Raw genomic sequence first — 22,663 nt, forward strand, 5'->3', positions numbered from 1 at the left:
GGCTTTTGTCAGGCAAGATTCAGCGGTGTAGTATTTTCCAGCAATTCGAGCATGCCTTGCAGTGCTATGGCGACGGATTGTCGCCGAATAGCTTCGCGATTGCCGCTGAACCGGCAGATTTTACTGTTTGCCGATGTCGCAGAGGCACTTTCAAGCATCCAGGCGAAACATACAGTGCCGACCGGCTTTTCTGCAGAACCGCCGGCAGGGCCAGCGATGCCGGTCACGGATACGGCTACCTGTGCCTGGCTCAGAGTAAGTGCGCCCAGCGCCATTTCCCGGGCTGTCTGTTCGGAGACGGCACCAGATTGTGTGAGAGTGGATGGTTGTACATGCAGCATTTGTTGTTTGGATGAGTTGCTGTAGGTAATGAAGCCACGGTCATACCAGGCGGAGCTGCCAGGAATGGCGGTGATGATCTGCCCGATCCAGCCACCGGTGCAGGACTCTGCTGAAACCAGCTTCAATCCGTTTTGTTCGAGTAACTTTCCGGCTCGCCGAGCAAGTTCCAGTAGAGTTTCGTCATCCGGAACGGTTGGGTAAGTACTCAAAAGTAGCTTTCAAACAGAACCATCGATTTCCAGCCAGCGAGGCAAAGCAGCGTGTAGAACGCAGCCAGCAAATCATCCAGCATGACACCCAGCCCACCTTTGAGTCTGGCATCCAGATAACCGATGGGTGCGGGTTTGACGATATCAAAAAACCGGAACAGGAAAAAAGCAGCGAGCTGCCAGGTCCAGTGATCCGGTGTGAAAAACAGTACCAGCATGAAAGCGACGATTTCATCCCATACCATGCCGGAATGATCAGGTGAATTGAGGGCTCGACCGGTGACTGCGCATGCCCAGATGCCCATGATGAAAAAAACATCGATGATCAGCAGCAGCGATACCGGCTCGATGATTGAATCGAGAAAACGGTAAAACGGAAAGGCGGCAATAGTGCCAGCGGTACCCGGCATGTAGCGGATCAGGCCGATACCGGCGCCCATGGCAATGAAATGTGCGAGCCGGACATGTACGAAAGTGATATCCGGTTTGATCGGAATTTGACGTTGTGGCGAATAATTATCGGGCAGAGAAGTGATCATAGCCTTTATTCTTAAAGATTAGCGGGTTACTGTCAGTACCGAGAACAGTCAATCCTTTTCCCGGTATGATTTTTCCAATGCGGGAAAGCAGGATACCGGATTCCTGTGCCAGTTGTATGACAGCATCGCGCTTGCTTTCCGGTACGGTGAAACACAGCTCATAATCATCACCGCCTGCCAGTAAACAGTCAATGGCTAATTGACAGATGGTATTTGTGACGGTGTTTTCCGGCTGTAGTTTATTTTTCAATGCCGGGGAGCGAGGGATGTGGTCAAAATCAATCGTGGCTGCAACACCGGAGCGATCCAGAATATGGCCCAGATCAGCCAGCAGACCATCCGAAATATCAATGGCACTATGCGCTACATTTACCAGTGCTTTTCCAAGGGCGACGCGAGGCATGGGGGTATGTAATGCAGCCAGACAAGGTGCGGCTTCCTGCGCTGTCAGTGTCACGTGCTGTTGCAGGGATTGCAGCGCCAGAGCGGCGTCACCCAGATGACCGGATACCCAGATATCATCTCCCGGTTGGGCACCACTGCGCCGGAGGGCTTTTCCCCGTTCGACTTCACCGATGATCTGTACGCTGATATTGAGCGGACCACCTGTCGTATCTCCCCCGATCAGTTCGACCTGGTACTGGTCGGCCAGTGCAAAAAATCCGCTGGAAAAAGCCTTTAGCCAGATATCATCCTGCGCGAGTGTTTCGGTCAAAGTCAGGGAGAGGGTTGCCCAGCATGGTGTGGCACCCATGGCGGCCATATCGGAAAGATTGACAGCCAGCACTTTATGCCCCAGCGTGGCAGGATCGACATCGGGAAAAAAATGTCGCCCTGCAACCAGAGTATCGACCGATATCGCCCAATCCATTCCCGGTTTGCAGGCAATCAGCGCGGCATCATCACCCGGCCCAAGCAAGGCATTACGCCTGGGACGGGTAAAGTAGCGATCGATTACATCAAACTCTGAGTTCATGGCCGCTTATCGTAAGTACGGCAGGAAGACTGTCGACGGGTTCGGCGCCGGTGGACTGCCTGATGATTTAACCGGAATCTTTATTTCGCGCAGGCGGGTGCTGGAGTTCGACGGCACGTAACCGGGTGGCCAGTTTATCCAGCACGCCATTGACGTATTTGTGTCCATCCGTTCCGCCATAGCTTTTGGCCAGTTCGATGGCTTCGTTGATGATGGCACGACAGGGAATTTCAGGGCGGTAAACCATTTCATAGGTACCAATCAGGAGAATCGAACATTCCACCGGACTGAGCTCAGCTATTTGCCGATCGAGATGCGGCTGGATCTGCGTTTGCAGGTCGGCAGCGTGTTCCAGGACACCCTGCAGCAAATCGGAGAAATAGGGGCCATCTGCCTTGCTGAAAAAGCTGACTTGCTGCAGTTGCATACCAATGTCCCGAGCGTTACCTCCGGTGACTTGCCATTGGTAGATCCCCTGCAAGGCAAGTTCACGTGACAGACGACGACGGTTTTTGTAGCCTTTGTGGCCTTGTACCCGTTTTACGGGGGGAACGGTTTCGGTTGACATCATGTGGGAGCAGATTGATCCATTTCATCAAGGGTCAGCACCAGGTTGGCCATTTCTATCGCGACACGTGCTGTCTCCCCCCCCTTTTCAGCCATGCGGGCAGTCGCCTGATCTTCATCATCGGTCGTGAGAATACCGTTTGCGATTGGAATGTTGTATTCCCGTCCGACGGCCGCCAGTCCCCGTGCCGATTCATTGGCTACCACTTCGAAATGATAGGTTTCGCCACGGATTACCGCACCCAGGGCGATCAGGGCATCAAACCGATCCGATTCAGCCAGCTTCTGCAAGGCAACCGGAATTTCCAGTGCGCCGGGTACGGTTGTCAGAACGATGTCCGCTTCCTGTACACCCAGTCTGGTGAGCTCTGCCGTGCAGGCTCCGAGCAATCCTTCGCTCACGTCGATATTGAAACGGCTCATGACAATACCAATGCACAACCCGTTTCCGTCGAGGTTTGAATCTATTTCCAGGATATTGTCATAATAGGACATAACGTGTACCTCCTTGTTGGGATCGGCTTATCGACTACTGATAGAAAAAACGGTTTTACTTGCGAATACGGTTTCCCGGTTCCAGATACCCGGCAACTTCCAGACTGAAACCGGTCATGCTGGGCATACGGCGGGGAGTGGCCAGCAGGCGCATTTTACTGACTCCGAGGTCCTTGAGAATCTGCGCGCCGATACCATGCTGGCGCAGATCCGGCACGGGTTTGTCCGGTTGCCGCGGCCTGGCTCGCAAAATCCGGTCGGTCAGCACACTGGCATCATTCTTGCGGTGCAGCAGCACGACCACTCCTTTCCCGGCTTGTGCAATGACCGCCATGGCGTCATGAATGCTCCAGGAGTGGCTGTGATCATCGGCTTCCAGCAGATCGATCACCGACAGAGGTTCGTGCACTCGCACCAGTACTTCCTCACCGGTATTCCATGTGCCTTTTACCAGCGCGATATGAGTTACACCGGCAATCTTATCATGGTAGGCAATCAGCCTGAATTCGCCGTGGGCAGTGTGCAGGGGACGCTCGGCAAAACGTGATACCAGACTTTCCGTGAGATTGCGATGATGGATGAGATCAGCAATCGTCCCGATCTTGAGAGTGTGTTTGCCGGCAAATTCGATCAAATCCGGCAATCGTGCCATTTCGCCATTTTCTTTCAAAATCTCGCAGATCACCGCAGCTTCAGTCAAACCTGCCAGACGTCCCAGATCACAGCCTGCCTCGGTATGGCCGGCACGCGCCAGTACACCCCCTTTCTGTGCCTTGAGCGGGAAAATATGACCCGGTTGAACCAGGTCTTCCGGTCTGGCATCGGCTTTGACGGCTGCCTGAACGGTACAAGCTCGGTCGGCGGCGGAAATACCGGTCGTCACACCCGTTGCCGCCTCGATGGAGACGGTGAAATTGGTGCCAAGTGGTGAATGGTTGTCTGCCACCATCATAGGCAGTTTGAGCTGATGACAGCGTTCTTCCGTCAATGTCAGGCAGATCAGTCCTCTGCCATATCGAGCCATGAAGTTGATCGCTTCGGGTGTGACAAAGTCGGCAGCCAGCACCAGATCACCTTCATTCTCGCGATCTTCCTCATCGATCAGAATAACCATTTTTCCATTTCTGAAATCTGCCAGAATTTCTTCAGTCGAGGAAATCGTCATGGTTGTCTGCCTTGGGCCTGATCGAGTAAACGTGCCACGTATTTCGCTATCATATCGGTTTCCAGATTCACTTTCCTGTCAGGGTTAAACTGCCCGAAAGTCGTATTGGCCAATGTATGGGGGATCAGGTTGATTTCAACCCGTCCGGCCTCTATTTGATTTACAGTGAGGCTGACACCATCGACCGTGATTGAACCTTTGGGGATGACGTATTTGAGCAGTTGCGTAGGCAATTCGATTGCCAGCAGGCAGCGGTCACCCGTCTGCGTGAATTCCACGACCTCGCCGATCCCTTCCACATGGCCGCTGACCAGATGACCATCCAGCCGGTCGGAGAACCGCAGCGCTTTTTCCAGATTGACCGGATTGCCGGGAATATCCAGCCCATGTGCGCAGCTCAGGGTTTCACCGGAGACATCGACGGTAAAGCATCCCTCTTCAAATGCAGTGACAGTCAGGCAGGCGCCATTGACAGCAATACTGTCGCCAATGGCGACATCCGCCAGATCCAGTTTACCGGGATCGATATAGATACGTACCGCATCCTTTTCCGGATGGACGTGTCGGATATTGCCAACTGCTTCGATAATTCCTGTGAACATGTTTTTCCGGGTTTTGAATGAATTCTGCCGCAAACAGATGAGACCCCGGTCAATCGGGCAGCTCGATCACTGATATAATTCACAGTTTGTCTGGAATCGTCCAGACCGACTGCCGAGGAACTTTCAATTATGACACGCCTGCTCCGTAATATCGCCATTATCGCCCATGTGGACCATGGCAAGACCACGATGGTGGATAAGCTGCTGCACCAGGCCGGCACCTTCGCCGCTCACCAGACTGTTGCTGAACGAGTGATGGATTCGGATGATATCGAGCGCGAACGCGGAATCACGATTTTTTCCAAGAATTGTGCAATCGACTACGCGGGTGTACATATCAATATCGTGGATACGCCGGGCCATGCCGATTTCGGTGGAGAGGTCGAGCGCGTACTGTCGATGGTGGATGGCGTGCTGCTGCTGGTGGATGCCGTTGAGGGTCCCATGCCGCAAACCCGGTTCGTGACCCGTAAAGCACTGGCTTCCGGTTTGCGTCCGATCGTGGTCGTCAACAAAATCGATCGTCCTGGCGCACGGCCGGACTGGGTCGTGAACCAGACGTTCGATCTGTTCGATAAATTGAATGCTACTGAGGAGCAGCTCGATTTTCCGGTGGTTTATGCTTCTGCACTCAACGGCTATGCCACGCTGGATGCCAATCAGCCTGGCAGCGACATGCGCCCGCTGTTCGACATGATACTCAAACATGTTCCGGCGCCGGTGGGTGATCCCGACCAGCCGCTGCAGCTGCAGATCAGTGCGCTCGATTATTCGAGTTTCGTCGGACGTCTCGGTATTGGAAGGATCAATCGTGGTCGCCTGAAGCCGGGGCAGGAAGTCATGGTGCTGACAGGTGAGCGGGCACCGAAAAAAGCACGTGTCAATCAGGTATCCGGATTTCGCGGGCTGGATCGGATCCAGCTGAGCGAAGCCGCGGCCGGTGACATTGTGCTGATCAGCGGTATCGAGGAACTCGGTATCGGAACGACCCTGGCGGATATCGATCATCCGGAGGCATTGCCGATGCCGGTAGTCGATGAACCGACGCTTTCGATGAATTTTCAGGTCAACACCTCGCCTTTTGCAGGTAAGGAAGGTAAATTCGTTACCAGCCGCCAGTTGCGTGAACGTCTTGAAAAGGAGCTGCTGACCAATGTTGCGTTGCGGCTGGAAGAAACCGGTGAAACCGACTCGTTTCTCGTTTCCGGCCGCGGCGAATTGCATTTGACGATTCTGCTCGAAAACATGCGCCGGGAAGGTTATGAACTGGCGGTGTCCCGTCCCAAGGTGGTGATCCGTGAAATTGATGGTGAAAAGTGTGAACCGTTCGAGGTTCTGACCGTCGATATCGATGAAGCCAATCAGGGCGCGGTAATGGAAGCGCTGGGAACACGCCGTGGTGACCTGCTGGATATGGTGACTGACGGGCGCGGTCGGGTCAGGTTGGATTACCGTATTCCCGCACGCGGCCTGATCGGATTCCAGTCGGAATTTATGACGCTGACGCGTGGTACCGGCATCATGAGTCATGTTTTTGATGAATATGCACCAATGCGGCCGGATATGGCCTCACGCAAAAACGGGGTGCTGATTTCAGCAGAAATGGGCGAGGCGGTGGCCTACGCGCTGTGGAAGCTGCAGGAACGCGGACGTATGTTCGTCAGCCCCGGAGAGCCATTGTATGAAGGCATGGTGATTGGTATCCACAGCCGTGAGAATGATCTGGTTGTTAACCCGATCAAGGGCAAGCAACTGACCAATATCCGGGCATCCGGCCATGACGAGGCAGTGGTGCTGACACCGCCGATTCAGTTGACGCTGGAATCAGCCATCGAATTCATCGCAGATGACGAGCTGGTTGAAATTACGCCGAAAAGCATTCGCATCCGTAAACGCTTCCTGCTGGAACACGAACGTAAACGGGCATCCCGCAGCGCAGCCTGACATTCTTGGCTAATGGCCATGGAAAAACCGGTTCTGTGGTATATAGCCGACCCCATGTGTTCATGGTGCTGGGGGTTTGCACCGGTAATCGAGAACATCCGGCAGGAATATTCAGCATTTTTAACGGTGAAGATAATGCCGGGTGGATTGCGGCCGGGAACGAACACGCCGCTTTTACCGGAAAAAAGAGCACAAATCCTGCATCACTGGCATTCAGTACATATCACTACTGGCCAGCCTTTCACTTTTGAAAATGCTTTGCCGGAAGGTTTCATTTACGACACCGAACCTGCCTGCCGGGGTGTCGTCAGTGTTTCACTGATCGAACCGGAAAAGGTATTTCCTTTTTTTGCCGCGATACAGCGTGCTTTTTATGTCGGGCAGGAAGATGTTGCGCAACTTGCCATTTTGAAAAAACTTGCAGTAGATCTGGGCATACCGGAATCACGATTTACTCCGGTATTTCAATCTGATGAGGCGAAACAGCGGACACTGGCAGGTTTTCAGCGTGTGGCACAATGGGGAATAAGTGGATTTCCGGCGCTTGTGGTTGAAAGCGGAACAGATCGCTATCTGATTACTACAGGTTATCGTCCGATCGAAGCATTGCGCCAGCTGCTGGACACCTGGCTGCAGCAGCATGGAGTTTGATTGAAGCTGACTGATTTTTTAGTGCTGACACCGTGCACAAAAGAAAGTGGACCGCTGGCCTTGCCGGGTTTTACTCACAAGCTCTCCGCATTGCCGGCATGACTGGCCGGCTCGCCCGTACACCCAATATTGCTGCTGAAAATAACCCGGACTGCCTTCACAATCAGTGAAGTCACGCAGACTGCTTCCTCCAGCCTTGATTGCACGCAGCAGAGTCGCCTTGACAGCATCAACCAACCGTTCGCATTGCATGGTATTCAGACTGCCAGCCGCGGCCAGAGGGGAAATCCCGGCTTGAAACAAAGCTTCATTGGCGTAAATGTTGCCTATACCGACCACGATGTGCTGGTTCATGAGCACTTCCTTGATACTGGCGTTGCGCCCTCGTGTTTTTGTATACAGAAACTGTCCATCGAAATCATCGCTCAAAGGTTCGGGACCCAGTTTCTGTAATAGCGGATGCTGACGAATATCGCCATCCCACCACAGGATGGCGCCAAACCGCCGCGGATCACGAAAACGCAGCATCATTCCATTGTCCACTTGCAGATCGAAATGATCGTGCAATTGTGGTGGAGTCGATTCAGGCAACACACGCAAATTGCCGGACATGCCCAGGTGCATGATGAGCGTTCCTCTGCTGCAGGCAAACAGCAGATATTTGGCTCGCCGGGCGATTGCATTGATCCGCTGTCCGGGTAACAGGGCAATCAACCCGGCAGATATCGGCCAGCGCAGAACGGGATTGCGAATGCTGATCTGCGTGATGACCCTGCCGGCCAGATGGGTGTCGATTCCGCGCCGGGTGATTTCGACCTCAGGTAATTCCGGCATGATCGGGCAGGAGCCAGCAATGAGCGGCAGAGACCGGATCGCACGTCATCTGCGCTTGCGGTACCAGTTAATAGAAATTCCGCCGATAAGAAACACCAGCGGCAGGATGATAAGGAAGCCGGTGACGATCAGGGTCAATTGCAGTTCGCTCAGCGCCAGCTGGCTGTCGAGGGTGGCACGTGGCTGAATCGGGATAAACGCTTCATCACCGGCGAGCCAGTTGATCATGTTCATGCCCAGATCCAGATTGCCACCATTACCGAGATAGCCATTGGCCAGAAAATGCCCGCTGCCCGCCACGATGATCCGCTGTTCGCGATCTTCCACCACCCGGCTCAATGCCACGGCAACACTTATCGGGCCTGAAACGTCGTTTTCCTCATCGAAGGTGATTTCACCTTCCGACGAATCGGTTGAGCCGGTTTCCACCCAGCCTTCAGGCGCAGCTTCTGCCAGGATGGTACGGTGCCAGTCGGTACCTTCCTCCAGGATGAGCTGGCGCGCAAAAGGAAATACTGTGATGTAGTCAAAGTTTTCCGTTACGGCATGTGCGCCGTAGCGTGTTGCCAGTGCGAAAGTGGTAGGTACTCTCAGCCGGTTTGCCTGAGGATCGACAATGACGCCGGGGGTAAATACGATTCCCAGTTTCTCGGCCAGAGGCAGTAATCCGTTCAATGAACCGATATCTACCAGCCACAGCAGATTCCCGCCGCGGGCAAGGTAATCCAGAATCTTTTTCACTTCCCCTTCCAGCAATTCGATTTGCGGGGAGGCGATGACCAGTACGCCGGTATCCGGAATCTCAGGTGGATCGGTAAGGCTGAATAGTGTGCTTTCGAAGCCGGTTTCCTGCAGTTTTTTACCGAAATTTCCCAGATCCCGCTGGGTGATACCATCCATTTTCCGCTCACCATGGCCGGACAATATCAGCAGTTGTTTTTTTTCAGTGCGTGCCAGCCGCACCAGTGCGTTTGAAAATGCCTGTTCGTTGATAGAGGTAAGGCGCTCCTTGCGCTGTTTATAACTGATGACGATTTCACCATTGAGCCTGACTCCTGCGCTTTGTGCCTGTTGTGGTTGCTCTACCGGATCGATGAAATTCAGGGTCAGGTCGGGCTTGATTCGCTGATATACACTGATGAAGTTGCTGATGATTCCGCGAATATCTCCCAGCTGCAGATCTTGCTGCGTTGCATAAACCGTGACATGCAGAGGATCATCGAGTGTTTGTAGCAGATCGATACTGGCCTGGCTCAGGCTGTTGCGGTTGTTCTGGCTGATATCCCACTGTATGCGGAATTCCTGCGCCAGATAGCCCAGTGTCCCTACCAGTATCAGAAACAGGGCGGTGAATATACCGCTCTGCCAGCGGGATCGTAACCGTAACTTTTTATTGAAGCGTGCCATAAAAAACCGGTTGGAAGGAAAGTTCAGCCATTCAGTCGTTCACCTTCCAGATGACGGATGGTCAATACCAGAAAGGTAATGGTGAACAGGAGAAAAAAGACGAGGCTGAACGAGTCGATCAGGCCGATATTGAAACTTTCGAAATGTCTGAACAGGGAAAAGTGATGCGCGGCGCTTTCCGACTCGATTGCCACGATATCCATTACCCACAGGCACAGCAGCACGCCCAGGCAACCCAGTGCTGCAACGGTCGGGTGGGATGTGAGGCTGGAAATATACAGCCCCAGTGCAGCAAAACAGCCTGCCAGCAGGATCAATCCGATCACATTACTCCCCAGCAGGCCAAAATCCAGCGTTCCCCCGGTCAGTAATGAAATGGCCAGTGTTACGATCAGCAGGGGTATCAGGCAGAAGAAAATCATCAGTGCCATGAATTTGCCCAGTACGATGGCTGATGTGGAAACCGGTGCAGAAATCAGCATGGCCAGTGTATGGTTGCGGCGCTCTTCCGCAAACAGGCGCATGCTCAGCACGGGTGTGACGGCCAGCAGTACGATAGAGGCTACGGAAAAAACGGGTGAGATGATCACTTCAGTAACACCTGGCGGGTTGGCCAGTTGTGCCAGTTGGGGTTGTATTTCGAGAAAAGTGTTCAGCCGTCCCAGAAATACCCAGGCCAGTACCAGTTGCATTCCCGCCAGAAAGATCCATACCAGTGATGACGCGAACAGCAGTTTCAACTCCTTGCCGGCAATGGTAAGCATCATCATTGCACTGACTCCCCGGTGGGTGTATTTCCGGCAGTGAGTTGGATGAATATGTTTTCCAGATTCATGTTTTGCCGTTTCAGGTTATCCAGACTGTCATCCAGCACCAGTTTGCTCTGATGCATGATTTGCACGCGATTGCATACACTTTCCACTTCTGAAAGGATGTGCGAGGAAAGAATGATGGCGTGAGTCTTGCCGAGTTCACAAATCAGTGCGCGCACTTTCTGGATCTGATTGGGATCGAGGCCGACTGTGGGTTCATCCAGGATGATCAGTTGCGGCCGGTGGATGATCGCCTGCGCAATTGCAACGCGCTGCTGATAACCTTTCGACAGAACGCCAATCAGTCGTTTTCCCACATCATTCAGTTCACACTGCTGTTTTACTTCATCCAGGGCAATTTGCAGCGATGTTTTGGCAAGACCATGCAGCCGGGCGGCAAAGCGTAAATACTCATCTACCGTCAGTTCCTTGTAGAGTGGCGGAATTTCAGGCAGATAACCAATATGGTGTTTTGCTTCCAGCGGATCATCCAGCAGATTGGTTCCGCAAATATGCACGCTTCCACTGCTCGGTGCCAGATTGCCGGTCAGCATTCGCATGGTGGTACTTTTGCCGGCGCCATTTGGCCCCAGAAACCCGAGAATGTCACCACGGTGCAATTTCAGGTTTACATCATGTACGGCGACACGATCACCAAAATGACGGCTTAACCCATTGGCTTCAATGACTGGATGAGGGCTGTTCGAGGTCACATCAATAAACATTATCAGATCCGCACCTCATTATATTACTCATCCCGGCAGATTTTTTCGATAAAAGGGCTGCTCCCTCAATCTCGCGGCTATCATAGGGTCATGAATAAGGTCATGAAATTTACTGTATTAACACTTTCCGCAGTTTAGTCCATTCTGAGTCATTTGCTTTGATACAGTGTTGTGCAGAAGATACACTTCGGTTTGACAAAGGTAAAAGGATCAAATCATAATCGACGCCGGTAGTATGCGAGCAGTTATGCTGATTGCGATGAGCGGGAGGATCGTGACAGTGCGAGTGGTCGTATAAAAAGAGTGAGTGTGGTGATTGACACAGTATTTTTATACCTGAGGATAAGGACAACAGCATGAAAAAAATGATATTAGCCAGGAAATACCTGATGGGAGCCGTTATTTTGCCCGGATTGCTGGCATCCGGAGCCGTAATGGCCAATACACATGAGGAAGAAAGACAGGGTTTGAGTGCGGTGGACAAAGCTGAGGCTTACGCTGTGGATGATCGTGGTGTCGTAGCGAGAAATTCGACTGGCCTGTGCTGGCGTACCGGCTACTGGACACCTGCCAAAGCCATCTATGAGTGCGATCCTGATCTGGTCAAACAACCTGAACAAGTGGTTGAGGCACCACCACCGGTAGTTCCTGTTGTTACCGAACCTGAGAAAGTATCTTTTTCTGCTGATGCCTTGTTCGATTTTGACAAGGCCGTCCTGAAACCAGCCGGCAAACAGGCACTGGATGATTTTGCTGCTAACTTGGAAGGCGTGAATTACGACTTGATCATTGCTGTAGGTTATACCGACCGTATCGGTTCGGAAGCTTATAACAAAAACCTGTCCATAAAACGCGCGGAAGCAGTCAAGAGCTATCTGGTTTCCAAAGGAATCGGCTCTGATCGTATCTTCACGGATGGTAAAGGTGAAGCCAACCCGGTTACGGGTGATTCCTGCCATGGAACCAAGGCAACCAGAGCTTTGATCGATTGTCTGGCGCCGGATCGTCGTGTGGAAATTGAAGTTGCCGGTACGAGAGAAACCGTTAACTAAAATTTGATTCATATTCGTTTGGATCGCTAAAAAGCCCTGCCGGTGTGCAGGGCTTTTTAGTATTGAAAGAGATCCCGATCGGGAACTTGTTATACTGGGATCAAGCTACGAATCACCCAAGCGTATGGTTTATTGGCAAAAGCATTTTTCCGGTTAATTTTCAGGTAAGTAATCGTATGGATAATGATGGTATCAATGCAGATCCAATGGAGCTGGAAAAATTCAGCCAACTGGCACACCACTGGTGGGATCCAAACAGTGAATTCAAACCGTTACATGAAATCAATCCGCTCCGGCTGAACTATATCGATGAAATTATTGGCGGGCTAAGTGAGAAAACAGTCATCGATGTTGGCTGTGGTGGCGGAATATTGTCAGAATCCATGGCAGCACGTGGCGCCAGCGTGACGGGAATCGATCTGAGCGACAAGGCGTTGAAAGTAGCGAAATTACACCTGCTGGAAAGTGGTAATCAGGTTGATTACCGTAAAATAACCGTGGAAGCACTTGCAACGGAACGTCCCCGCTACTACGACGTCGTTACCTGTATGGAAATGCTGGAGCACGTGCCTGATCCTGCCAGTGTGATTCAATCTTGTGCTCGCCTTGTGAAAAGTGGTGGATGGGTATTTTTTTCGACGCTGAACCGTAATCCGAAATCCTATCTCTATGCCATCATCGGCGCTGAATACATCCTTCGGCTGCTGCCGCGGGGAACGCACGAATATGCAAAGTTCATCAAGCCTTCTGAATTGGCACACATGGCTCGCAGTGCCGGACTCATGGAATCCGGAATCGTCGGTATGACCTACAATCCGATTACAAAGGTTTATGCACTAGAAGCAGATACCAGTGTCAATTACATCATGGCGTTCCGGGCCTGATTCGAGGTTAATGCATTTAACGACGGATGATCGAAGCCGTTTTATTTGATTTCGACGGCACCCTTGCGGATACCGCACCGGATCTCGGTCGCGCACTCAACCGGCAACGTACTGCCCGCAATCAGCCTCCTCTGCCGATCGAACTGATCCGTACCGAAGCTTCTGCCGGAGCACGCGGGTTACTAAGTCTCGGTTTTGACCTGAAACCGGGCGACCCTGAATATCAGGCTATGCGAGAGGAATTTCTTTCGTTTTATACCGAGCAGTTATGCCAGGATACTTGCCTGTTTCCGGGAATCACCGAACTGCTCGAACAACTGGATAGCCGGGCCATTCCATGGGGAATCGTCACCAATAAGCCTGCAAAATTCACCGGACCACTGATGCATCTGCTGGGTTTACACCATCGTGCAGCCTGTATCATCAGTGGAGATGATACTCCTTACAGCAAACCACATCCTGAGCCGTTACTTACTGCCTGTCGCCAGATAAACATGGCTCCTGATCATTGTATTTATCTGGGTGACGATATTCGTGATGTACAGGCCAGCCTCGCTGCCGGGGTGAAACCCATCGTGGCACTCTACGGCTATCTTGGCAATTGTGCGCCACCGGAGACGTGGGGTGCTGCTGAACTGATCGATCACCCGCGTGATCTGCTGCATCACATTTAATCTGTTACAATCCACCCCCCCGGTTGAACTTTCTCATTAATACTAGCTCTTAAACGACAAGAATTTATTATTAGGGGGCGATCCGGTTTCGACGTGGGTTGCAAAGCAGCGCAGGGCATACCGAGGTTCAGTACCCTCGTAAAACAGCTGAAAAAAAATAGTCGCAAACGACGAAAACTACGCTTTAGCCGCTTAATCCGGCTAAACTCCACACCGGTGGGCCTCAACGCCGGGTCTGGCAACAGACAGTGGAGTCATTAACGAGGATCGCGTTTTGCAGGGTTACTTTGCAGAGCGCTAAAAAATAGGTAACTCGCCTGTCATCAGCCTGCCGGTTGGCGGATGCCAGGTCAAATTAAATAACATGGCTAAGTATGTAGAACTGTCTGTAGAGGACTTGCGGACGCGGGTTCAATTCCCGCCGCCTCCACCAATAACAAAACCCCAACCATTCTCGGTTGGGGTTTTTTCTTGCCTGATCGCACCGGTTCCCGCGTGTTCTTGCGGGTTCCTGCGGAAGCCTGCGGACTGCACCGGTCAGCCTCTCAGCCCGTTCCGGACCACATTCCACTCTCTCCTGGCCATTCCTCGCTCCGACCTCGCTCCCTGAAACCGGCCCGAAGTCCGCAAAGACCGCAAGTCAGCCCCATACAAATCAGAGAGTTACGCGCGGACGAATCAAGCCGTTGGATTGCAGCATCGGGTGGCGGAGGAAACAAGTTCGCGCAGACGACCCGTCTGCATCAACGCTTACAGCAGTGTCTTTCCTTGTGAACCTACCGCTTCACAAGGTGTCAACTATACTGTAAAGTGTCAATCCCGCCGTCAACTGGAGAGTGCCATGGGCCAAAAAATGAAGAACGCACCGGTGTACTTCACCATTGCCCAAGTCCGGCACAACCCCGTCCTTCGGCTCGGCTCCTACGCACCCGACATCCAGGATCGTATGCGGAAAGCGGGCTACCCCGACTTCAAGAAAGGGATCGCCATGGCATTTACGCTTGCGCCACAACTGGGAGACGCCCCACAAACACAGCCCCCGGTCGTTGAACAAGTCGAGCGACTGATGTTTTTTAGCACTGACAGCACCAGGGGGTTCATCGTCGAACAGAATGCCCTATCGTTTCACACGACAGAGTATGAAACGTTTGAAGCGCTTGCTGACGAATTCATGCGAGGGTTGGCCATCGTTCACGAATGCGTCACGTTGGCCCACTCCGAGCGGATTGGTCTACGGTACCTCGACGCAGTCGTTCCTCCTGGTGGTGAGACAGGGCTCGCTGAGTACTTGGCGCCTGGCGTGCTCGGGCTGAGCAGCCGTTTGCCGGAAGATGTCACGGTCTCTCACTCGTTTTCCGAAACACATATCCAAACAGCCAAGTGCGCCGTTCTCGCACGAACGATCATCCAATCTGGGCCGCTAGGATTTCCAATGGATCTTCAACCCATTGGAGTGAAGGTTGCCGATCGATTCCGCGAGATCAATGGCGTTCATGCCATCGTTGATACCGATGCTTCAATCGAAGGCCGGCACCCTTTCAATCTGGAACTCATAAAATCTCAGCTGCAAGTGTTGCGTGATGGTGTCGGCATTGCATTTGACGCAACTGTTACGCCGATCGCGGTCTCAGCGTGGAATAGCTAAAAACGCAAAGGAGATAAACATGTACGCAGCCTATCAGACCAATGGTCCAGCAAGACCCATAGCCCGAACTGCCGCATTTACGAAAGAAGATGATCTTCTTGTGGACATGGCGCGGCAGAATAATCTTCGAGGGCGCATCTTGACCTATTGCGTAGCTGGTACGTTTGGATTGCTGTCGCCGAACTATTTGCACGCTAGCGCGGCTACTGCAAATTGGGACATCAACCAGATCGAGATCAGCGGACTGAGCGAGAGCTCGGTAGGCGCCATCAGCGAATCTGCTCGAGACATCGCACACATTCGTGCGGTCACGAAGATCTCAGTTTCCGAGCTTTCCAGGGTATTTGGCGTATCGCGACAAGCAGTACATGAGTGGATTAAGGGAGGCACTCTTTCGCAGCGAAACGCACAACGTCTTTCAGAGCTGGCACGAGCGACTGACGTATTCATTGAAGCTGAGATCGAGGCATCCCCTCAAGTTTTCCGCAGAAAGATTGCTGGTGGCCAGTCCATTTTGGACGCCGTCAGAGAAAACGGAAATGCCGTGGAGTTGGCAAAAACGCTCGCCGCCACTCTGGTCAGGGAATCCCAGCAACGCCAGCGCCTCGCTGCACGTCTAGCGGGAAGATCTGCGACTCCCGGTACTTCCACAGAATTTGGTTCTCCTCACCTTGATGAAGATGCGTGAGGGGCCAGTGCATGGCAGACAATGATCGGCAGTTTTCATGGCGCCAAGGCAATGTCGTAACTCTTGAAGCAGCGAAGGCGCTCAATCTGCTGGCTCCCGAATGTGATGATCAGCACTTCGCTGTGGTCGCTTCCCACGACTGCGACCTATCAGCATCGCAGGACAAAGAACCATGCGTTGAGGTCGTGGTCGGCAAACGCATTGACAAGCTTGGCGGAGATTCATTCGGCAAAACTGCCAGGCGCCTGCACATCGAATATCAGTCAGAGGCCGGACCCGTAGCAATCGAACTATTGGCAACGAGTAAGCGGCCAGTAGCAAAGCATGAACTATTTTCCACTCACCCCCGCCAAGACATATGGCTTGATGGCCAGGGTATCGGAATACTTCAGCGGTGGCTCGCGTCTCGTTATCACCGCGCCGCGTTTCCAGAAGCTTTTGAGGACCGCCTGCGTAGTGCCAACCTACCAGGAAAACGAACCTTTCTTAAACGCATAGAGGGCATCCTGGCAGACGGTGGCGATCACATACGCGCACTGCTTTTCGATCTTGATGAAGGTAAAGACGTTGAGCGCGATGGGCCGGATGACGTCTATCAGCTTGGGATTGTCGTGCTCTATGACAGCCTTCGAGACGAGCCTGCTGCTGCACAAGTCGCAGGCAAGGCAGCTGAAGCGCTGGAAGAGCTTTTCGAGGCAGCCTTTCACCCCAAGGACTCAGGATGGAAAAACATCTGCCTCATGTATTGCGACCCAATTTCGGACAGTGCCATTACCGTCGCTCAACGTGAGATGCTGAAGCAATGGCGCCTGGAGCATATGAGCCTTCAAGAAGACCCTCCACAACCAATGATCACACCTTGATCCAACTGAACGGAGCGACTCCTAAGCGTCCTGCATGAGACGGGAAGTGCTAAACGAAGTGTCCCAGACTTTTCTCCGCTGCTCATCCCACAACGCGGGCGGGTCCACCGCCAGGTCAAACAGCGTGACGTGGTTCGGCAATGCGTCGTCCAGGATGGCCGCCACGATGTCGGGCGCCAGCGTGGTCAGGTTGACCATCCGGCTGACGTAGCTGTTGTCGATTCCTTCCCGCGTGGCGATCTCCTTCAAGGACTTCGCCTCTCCTGATTCGAGCATCGCCAGCCAGCGGTGACCCCTAGCCAGCGCCAGTTGGATGGAGGTCGGTGCCACGTCCCACGGCCTGACCGGCGCAGTTTCGCCGTTTGGCAAGGTGACCAGTTTGCGGCCGCTGCGGCGTTTGATCTGGATCGGCACTGACAGGGTCAGCCTGCCGTCGCTGGTCTGCAGGATGTCCGGCTCACCGGTCTTCTGGATTCGGATGTCGCTCATGCCCGTGCTACCTCCTGTTGCTCGACCGGTTCGGGGCGCAGCTCCAGCACCAGACGCTCAATGCCGTTGGCGCGCAGCCGCACTTCGAGGTCATTGGGCGACACGATGACTTTCTCCACCAGCAACTTCACGATCCGGGTCTGCTCGGCCGGGAACAGTTGATCCCAAATCGCGTCGAGCCGGGTCATGGCCACGGTGATCTTCGCCTCGTCCAAAGTAGGATCGAGCTTGATCGCCTGCGGCAACATCTCACCCAGGAGATTCGGGGCACGCAGGATTGCGCGCAGTTGATCGAGCACCGCCGACTCGAGTTCTGCGGCCGGCAATCGCGGCAACCCCGAGGCACCCGCGTGTTCCTTGGCGTCGCGCTGGGGCACGTAGTAACGGTAGCGCCGGCCATTCTTCTTGGTGGTGTGCCACGGCGACAGTGCGCGGCCGTCGTTGCCGAACACGATGCCCTTGAGCAGATAGGGAACCTTGGCCCGCGTCGTGTTGCCCCGCACTCGACCATTCGTCTCCAGGATCGCATGGACGCTGTCCCACAGTTCGCGGTTGATGATGGGCGGGTGCTCGGCCTGGTACCACTGGTCCTTGTGACGCAACTCGCCAAGGTAAGTCCGGTTACTGAGGAGCTTGTAGATGTGGCCCTTGTCGATCAGCCTGCCATCGCGAGTCTTGCCGTCTTGTGTGGTCCACGCCTTCGACGTCACGCCATCCAGTTTCAGCTCCTTGACCAGTGCGGTGCTGGAACCGAGCTCGACGAAACGCTGGAAGATGTGCCGGATCAGTTTGGCCTCGCGCTCGTTGGGCACCAACCGCCGGTTCTCGACGTCGTAGCCCAGCGGCGGCACGCCACCCATCCACATACCCTTGCGCTTGCTGGCCGAGATCTTGTCGCGGATACGTTCGCCGGTGACTTCGCGCTCGAACTGCGCGAAGGACAGCAGGATGTTCAACATCAACCTGCCCATCGAGGTCGTCGTGTTGAACTGCTGGGTGACCGACACGAACGACACAGCGTAGCGCTCGAACACTTCGACCATCTTGGAGAAGTCGGCCAGGCTGCGTGTCAGGCGGTCGATCTTGTAGATGACGACCACGTCGATCTTGCCGGCTTCGATGTCCGCCATCATGCGCTGGAGCGCCGGGCGTTCCATGTTGCCGCCGGAAAAGGCGGGATCGTCGTAATCGTCGGCGACCGGAATCCAGCCTTCGGCGCGCTGGCTGGCGATGTAGGCATGACCGGCATCGCGCTGCGCGTCGATCGAGTTGTACTCCTGGTCCAGCCCTTCATCGGTGGATTTGCGCGTGTAGACCGCACAGCGCATGCGGCGCTTCAAGACTTCGCTCATCGCCCACCTCTCTTCTTGGGGGACGGCTTGGCCTTGGCGTTGGACGGCGGCTTGAGCCCGAAGAACAGCGGACCCGACCAGCGCATGCCGGTGATTTCGCGGGCGATCATCGAGAGGCTCGGGTATATGCGTCCCTGGAAGTCATACTGGCCGTCGGCGGTCGCGATCACGCGGTACTCGACGCCTTTGTATTCCCGAACCAGTACCGTGCCTGCGGCCGGACGGTAATCGCGGTCGCGTTTTTTCACCTTGCCGGTTTCGACCAGTGATTCGATTCGACGCTGGTTGCGATCCAGCAGGTTGGCGTCGGCCTTGCGGAATTCCAGCTCCTGCAGCCGGTAGGCAATCCGGCGCTCGAGGAACTGGCGGTTGTGGGTGGGCGTGTCGCCACCGACCAGCTTCTGCCAGAGTGCCCGGATTTCTGCCATCGGCATCTCGGGAAGCCTCGCGATCTGCGCCGCCACCGATGGCGGCGTGGAAAATGATGGTGTTTGCGTGCTCATTTCGACTCCGTAGTTGTCTTGTTGACGGGGTCTGTATGAACGCGCTGGTTGCCAGAGAAGCCAAGCTCAAACCCGCTCGCTTCTGGCTTGTTTGCGGACTCTTCTGCGCCGGTGATACGCAAGCGTGCCAGGCCGTTGGCCAGCAACGACGCGATCTCGTGGCGACGCTGTTCCGGCGTCATCCGCTCCGGTGGTAGATGGTTGATTTGATGCATCGGTGGCGGTCCTCTCGGTCAAACTCACATGCAGTGAAATTGTCCGGATGGACTGCCGCCGACACCATGAGGGAGTTTCGGAGCCGTGCGAACCGATGCGGGTTGCTGCGAAAAGCAGGTCCCTTTTAGTTCGCCAGATGACGGGCGAGGATGGTCTTCATCAACGAATTGCCGGGCTGGGTGCTGGCGATCATGTCCCGGATCTGCTCGTTGACCTGCTGGGTTGGCACAACAGCGTTCACCGCCGCCTGCGTGACTGCCGAATAAGCATCGAGCACATCAGTGCCGGTAATTTCATAGCCGTGTCCAAGAGAGATCCAGCGCAACGCGGCCAAGCCGGCTGCGAGCGCGAATGCTGGCTGCTTCTCGGCATAGTCACGGGCAGCGCGTGTCAGCGTGCGCGGATCGGTCGGGCTGCGCGTGGCCAGTTCGATCGCCACATCAAACAGGCCCGCATCCTTCGCAGCGGCGAACCATTTGCCCTCGGCGCCAGGCGTGCTGGCTACCAGGTCGCGTAGGATCTCTTCCGGCTGCTTGTGGGGATACTTCTTGGCGATGGCGCGAAACGTCGCCAGGTTCGTCGTGCCCTGATTTGCCTCGATGGCATAGCGGCGGTAGGCCTCGTCGAGAAAACCGGAGGACAACAGGATCTCTTCGCAGGCCTGGGCAATCTGCCAGCCAGGATCATTGAGACCGCGCGACTCCTCGGCGTAGCGGATCGCCTCCGCCTTCTTGCCCATCGCTGCCAATGCCTTCACGCCCCAGCGCCGGTCGTGCCACCATTTGAAGGGTGCCTTATCGAGCAGCGCCCACAGCTCCTGATGGCGACCTGCAGCGTACATCGATGCCAGGCAAGCGCTGGTGCCTTTGAAGAATCCGTGTCCGGAAGCCTTCGGGCTCCACACGCTCTCGACGACCGGCAAAAACTCATCGGCCCAGTGCGACGCCAGTTCCGGCGTCACGCACAACTCGCCCCAGTAATCGCCGAGCACTTCGATGTAGGGCATTTCGTCGTCCTGCAGCGCTTGCCACAAGCGTTCGAGCCAGCGTTGTCGCAGCTTCGGCTCGACGTCAGCCTTGACGATGATGGGCACCAGGGTATCGATGGCCTTGTTGACGGCCGACCCCAGTGCGCCCGATGAACTGTCCACCTGCTCCAGCGCTGGGGAGAGCTTTTCCAGCAGGGTGATGGCTCCTTCAGCCGCGAGTACAGGCTCCTTGCGGGCGACCTGCTTGATCTCCGTGATGGCTTCCTTGATCCGCTGCACCGGCGTATCGGAGCGCCAGCCAAACGCATGACGGCGGAAACGGGAAGCGAATTGCCACTTGTGGGCGCTCATGATCGATCCACCATGAGCTACCGCACCGGGTACTGGCCGTTGCGGATGAAGCGGTCGTAGGTGTCTTCCTCCGGTTCCTCATCATCGTGCCGCGCTCCCTGCCACTCGGCCTCAGGCAGCAATAGCAGTGTCAGCGTGTAGTCGTACTGACCCGCGACGCGCGTCATCTCCGTGACCGGCATGCTGGCAGGTTCACGGGCAAACCAGGACTGAGCGCGCCCCGTCCGGTTGTCGCACATGTCAAAGGCGTTGTAGCTGTGCGCCAGCGCATCGTGCGGAAGCTCGATGGTGTTCTTGCGCGTCGCGAAGTAGGCGCCGGACTTGAGGGCCGCCTTGTTCGACTTGGCCCACAGCATGTGATCGTCGCGGCTGGCCACCAGTATCGCGCGCTTGGGTGCGATCTCAGTCCAACGCAGGGCGGCAGCCGTCAGCGATACCCCATAGCGGTCGGCGCAGTGGCCGAGCAGATCGAAGCTGATCGGCTGTCCATCCACTTGGCGCCGGAAGTCGTCCAGCGGCATCAGCAGGGTTGAGGCGAACAGATCCGCCTCGGCCTCGATGTCGCGCTCGTTGTTGTCACCCGTCTCGATGTCGTCGCCGCCGCACTCGAAGAGGTCCTGCTGGTGGCGGTGCAGTATGTAGTGGCCGAACTCATGCGCAATCGTGAAGCGCTTTCGGCCTTCCGACGGGGTGGCGCTGTTGTAGAGGATCAGCCACTTCGAGCGCGCCTTGTTGGCCTTCAGCAGACCATCGAAACCTTCCAGATCCTCGCCCCGAACCGTGTCGATCGGCGAGTCCGAAAAGCACTGGCGGGAATACTCCAGCGCCAGCTCGTCAACCTTGACCGGAAAGCGATCCGCACCGAGAACCGTGTTGAGCATGGACGAGATGCGGTTGGCCTCGGCCATGGGCTTTTTCGCGTCCGTCATTCATCTTCCCAGGCATCGAGGATCTTGCGGATCTTCTTCTTGTCGGGCTCGGACATGTTTTTGTACTTACGGAAGAAGGCCTCGTCGAGCACTTCCTCGTCCGGGGTGGTTGCCGACTCGGTCAGCAGGAACTCCGTGGTGACCTCGAGGACGGTAGCGATCTTGCCGATCTTCTCGGCCGATGGTTTCGGGTCGTCTTTGTTTTCCAGTTCCCAGATGTAGCTCTTGCTGGAGTCGGTCAGTTCGGCCAACTGTTCCAGACTGAGCTTCTTTTGCTTCCGCAATGCGCGGATCTTGTCCCCCAGGGGCGATGGCACCGGTCTCTCCTCATGTGTTGGCGTCAGGCCGAAAATAATACCACTACGCCGAACGGATTCGTACCTGCTTGACAAACTCCGCATTACTCCTAGATGTTTAGTCCCACTTTGTGATGGTATGGATTGATGATAAAACGTTCAGGTTCGTTTTGCCAGCATTTGATGATGTATTCGTAAGGTGTGAGTCCTCGTAAGGTTTTGAGTCGCCTGGCGAAGTTGTAGGCATTCAGGAAGCTGTAAAGATGCTCTCGCAACTGTTGATGATTTTCATAATGATAGCGTTTGACGGTTGCTTCCTTGAGGGTGCGGTTCATGCGTTCGACTTGACCATTGGTCCAGGGGTGATTTGGCTGGGTCAGGCGATGTTCCGTACCATTTTCCAGGCAGACACGGTCGAAGATATGCAAGAAAGCATGCCTGTCTGTTTTGCGGTGGGTGAACTGG

27 protein-coding genes and 1 other RNA gene are annotated in these 22,663 nt (G+C 54.7%); 9 read left to right on the forward strand and 19 right to left on the reverse strand.

What is annotated here, in order from left to right; translation table 11 throughout:
* Positions 1-8: 8 nt before the first annotated feature.
* The 7 genes from B5D58_RS00780 to B5D58_RS00810 all read right to left on the reverse strand — a co-directional run bounded on the left by B5D58_RS00780 (position 9) and on the right by B5D58_RS00810 (position 4,895).
* Positions 9-551 carry a CinA family protein gene (locus B5D58_RS00780; protein WP_011113014.1) on the reverse strand — a complete coding sequence of 181 codons (543 nt, stop codon included), beginning with the start codon at positions 549-551 and terminating at the stop codon, positions 9-11.
* The gene (locus tag B5D58_RS00785) at positions 548-1,090 is read right to left on the reverse strand and encodes a phosphatidylglycerophosphatase A family protein (RefSeq protein ID WP_011113013.1); all 543 of its coding nucleotides are present in this window, start codon (positions 1,088-1,090) and stop codon (positions 548-550) included. Before B5D58_RS00785 ends, B5D58_RS00780 begins: the two co-directional genes overlap by 4 nt.
* Positions 1,068-2,066 carry a thiamine-phosphate kinase gene (gene thiL / locus B5D58_RS00790; protein ID WP_011113012.1) on the reverse strand — a complete coding sequence of 333 codons (999 nt, stop codon included), beginning with the start codon at positions 2,064-2,066 and terminating at the stop codon, positions 1,068-1,070. The genes B5D58_RS00785 and thiL overlap by 23 nt, the downstream gene beginning before the upstream one ends.
* Positions 2,067-2,133: 67 nt before the next feature.
* Positions 2,134-2,637 (reverse strand): transcription antitermination factor NusB, encoded by a 504-nt coding sequence (nusB, locus tag B5D58_RS00795; protein ID WP_011113011.1) that lies wholly within the window; start codon positions 2,635-2,637, stop codon positions 2,134-2,136.
* Positions 2,634-3,128 carry a 6,7-dimethyl-8-ribityllumazine synthase gene (ribH, locus tag B5D58_RS00800; protein WP_011113010.1) on the reverse strand — a complete coding sequence of 165 codons (495 nt, stop codon included), beginning with the start codon at positions 3,126-3,128 and terminating at the stop codon, positions 2,634-2,636. The genes nusB and ribH overlap by 4 nt, the downstream gene beginning before the upstream one ends.
* Before the next feature lie 55 nt (positions 3,129-3,183).
* Entirely contained in the window at positions 3,184-4,293 is a 1,110-nt protein-coding gene (ribBA, locus tag B5D58_RS00805; RefSeq protein ID WP_011113009.1) for a bifunctional 3,4-dihydroxy-2-butanone-4-phosphate synthase/GTP cyclohydrolase II, read from the reverse strand.
* Positions 4,290-4,895, reverse strand: a complete 606-nt coding sequence (locus tag B5D58_RS00810) for a riboflavin synthase (RefSeq protein WP_011113008.1) — start codon at positions 4,893-4,895, stop codon at positions 4,290-4,292. The genes ribBA and B5D58_RS00810 overlap by 4 nt, the downstream gene beginning before the upstream one ends.
* A 129-nt stretch (positions 4,896-5,024) precedes the next feature.
* Between B5D58_RS00810 and typA the strand changes: the two genes are divergently transcribed.
* Complete coding sequence (gene typA, locus B5D58_RS00815) at positions 5,025-6,839, forward strand: translational GTPase TypA (RefSeq protein WP_011113007.1); 1,815 nt, start codon at positions 5,025-5,027, stop codon at positions 6,837-6,839.
* 18 nt (positions 6,840-6,857) lie between these two features.
* Complete coding sequence (locus tag B5D58_RS00820) at positions 6,858-7,490, forward strand: DsbA family protein (RefSeq protein ID WP_041357376.1); 633 nt, start codon at positions 6,858-6,860, stop codon at positions 7,488-7,490.
* Positions 7,491-7,508: 18 nt separating this feature from the next.
* Here B5D58_RS00820 and mutM read toward each other — a convergent pair whose 3' ends face one another.
* From mutM to B5D58_RS00840, 4 genes are read right to left on the reverse strand one after another with little or no spacing between them, the layout of a single operon-like run.
* The gene (mutM, locus tag B5D58_RS00825; RefSeq protein ID WP_011113005.1) at positions 7,509-8,324 is read right to left on the reverse strand and encodes a bifunctional DNA-formamidopyrimidine glycosylase/DNA-(apurinic or apyrimidinic site) lyase; all 816 of its coding nucleotides are present in this window, start codon (positions 8,322-8,324) and stop codon (positions 7,509-7,511) included.
* 45 nt (positions 8,325-8,369) lie between these two features.
* A complete protein-coding gene (locus B5D58_RS00830) occupies positions 8,370-9,731 on the reverse strand; it encodes a GldG family protein (RefSeq protein ID WP_011113004.1) in 1,362 nt (453 codons plus the stop codon).
* Between the two features lie 23 nt (positions 9,732-9,754).
* Entirely contained in the window at positions 9,755-10,501 is a 747-nt protein-coding gene (locus B5D58_RS00835) for an ABC transporter permease (RefSeq protein WP_011113003.1), read from the reverse strand.
* Positions 10,498-11,268, reverse strand: a complete 771-nt coding sequence (locus tag B5D58_RS00840; RefSeq protein ID WP_011113002.1) for an ABC transporter ATP-binding protein — start codon at positions 11,266-11,268, stop codon at positions 10,498-10,500. Before B5D58_RS00840 ends, B5D58_RS00835 begins: the two co-directional genes overlap by 4 nt.
* A 356-nt stretch (positions 11,269-11,624) precedes the next feature.
* Between B5D58_RS00840 and B5D58_RS00845 the strand changes: the two genes are divergently transcribed.
* From B5D58_RS00845 to B5D58_RS00875, 7 genes are all read left to right on the forward strand, one after another.
* Entirely contained in the window at positions 11,625-12,320 is a 696-nt protein-coding gene (locus B5D58_RS00845; RefSeq protein ID WP_011113001.1) for an OmpA family protein, read from the forward strand.
* Positions 12,321-12,496: 176 nt separating this feature from the next.
* Positions 12,497-13,204, forward strand: a complete 708-nt coding sequence (gene ubiG, locus B5D58_RS00850) for a bifunctional 2-polyprenyl-6-hydroxyphenol methylase/3-demethylubiquinol 3-O-methyltransferase UbiG (protein WP_011113000.1) — start codon at positions 12,497-12,499, stop codon at positions 13,202-13,204.
* 26 nt (positions 13,205-13,230) lie between these two features.
* Positions 13,231-13,878, forward strand: coding sequence for an HAD-IA family hydrolase (locus tag B5D58_RS00855; RefSeq protein ID WP_011112999.1), 648 nt, complete (start codon positions 13,231-13,233; stop codon positions 13,876-13,878).
* Positions 13,879-13,951: 73 nt separating this feature from the next.
* Positions 13,952-14,311: a transfer-messenger RNA gene (ssrA, locus tag B5D58_RS00860) on the forward strand.
* A 420-nt stretch (positions 14,312-14,731) separates the two neighbouring features.
* A complete protein-coding gene (locus B5D58_RS00865; RefSeq protein WP_234988944.1) occupies positions 14,732-15,523 on the forward strand; it encodes a TIGR04255 family protein in 792 nt (263 codons plus the stop codon).
* A 106-nt stretch (positions 15,524-15,629) separates the two neighbouring features.
* A complete protein-coding gene (locus B5D58_RS00870; RefSeq protein ID WP_143779491.1) occupies positions 15,630-16,211 on the forward strand; it encodes a helix-turn-helix domain-containing protein in 582 nt (193 codons plus the stop codon).
* An 11-nt stretch (positions 16,212-16,222) separates the two neighbouring features.
* On the forward strand, positions 16,223-17,074 hold the full coding sequence (locus B5D58_RS00875) for a hypothetical protein (protein WP_011112996.1): 852 nt from the start codon (positions 16,223-16,225) through the stop codon (positions 17,072-17,074).
* 21 nt (positions 17,075-17,095) lie between these two features.
* Here the strand turns inward: B5D58_RS00875 and B5D58_RS00880 are convergent, their stop codons facing one another.
* The 8 genes from B5D58_RS00880 to B5D58_RS00915 all read right to left on the reverse strand — a co-directional run.
* Complete coding sequence (locus B5D58_RS00880) at positions 17,096-17,563, reverse strand: hypothetical protein (RefSeq protein WP_011112995.1); 468 nt, start codon at positions 17,561-17,563, stop codon at positions 17,096-17,098.
* Positions 17,560-18,915: a recombinase family protein gene (locus tag B5D58_RS00885; protein WP_011112994.1), complete on the reverse strand. Its 1,356-nt coding sequence runs from the start codon at positions 18,913-18,915 to the stop codon at positions 17,560-17,562. The genes B5D58_RS00880 and B5D58_RS00885 overlap by 4 nt, the downstream gene beginning before the upstream one ends.
* Entirely contained in the window at positions 18,912-19,418 is a 507-nt protein-coding gene (locus B5D58_RS00890) for a DUF2924 domain-containing protein (RefSeq protein ID WP_041356898.1), read from the reverse strand. The genes B5D58_RS00885 and B5D58_RS00890 overlap by 4 nt, the downstream gene beginning before the upstream one ends.
* Positions 19,415-19,633 (reverse strand): hypothetical protein, encoded by a 219-nt coding sequence (locus B5D58_RS00895; RefSeq protein WP_041356897.1) that lies wholly within the window; start codon positions 19,631-19,633, stop codon positions 19,415-19,417. The genes B5D58_RS00890 and B5D58_RS00895 overlap by 4 nt, the downstream gene beginning before the upstream one ends.
* Positions 19,634-19,758: 125 nt before the next feature.
* Entirely contained in the window at positions 19,759-20,973 is a 1,215-nt protein-coding gene (locus B5D58_RS00900; RefSeq protein ID WP_011112992.1) for a hypothetical protein, read from the reverse strand.
* A gap of 17 nt (positions 20,974-20,990) precedes the next feature.
* Positions 20,991-21,902, reverse strand: a complete 912-nt coding sequence (locus tag B5D58_RS00905; RefSeq protein WP_011112991.1) for an ImmA/IrrE family metallo-endopeptidase — start codon at positions 21,900-21,902, stop codon at positions 20,991-20,993.
* Entirely contained in the window at positions 21,899-22,219 is a 321-nt protein-coding gene (locus B5D58_RS00910; RefSeq protein ID WP_011112990.1) for a helix-turn-helix domain-containing protein, read from the reverse strand. The genes B5D58_RS00905 and B5D58_RS00910 overlap by 4 nt, the downstream gene beginning before the upstream one ends.
* 89 nt (positions 22,220-22,308) lie before the next feature.
* A partial coding sequence (locus tag B5D58_RS00915) for an integrase core domain-containing protein (RefSeq protein WP_143779539.1) occupies positions 22,309-22,663 on the reverse strand: 355 nt, incomplete at its 5' end.

It is taken from the genome of Nitrosomonas europaea (assembly GCF_900167395.1).
In the GTDB taxonomy this organism is placed as follows: domain Bacteria; phylum Pseudomonadota; class Gammaproteobacteria; order Burkholderiales; family Nitrosomonadaceae; genus Nitrosomonas; species Nitrosomonas europaea.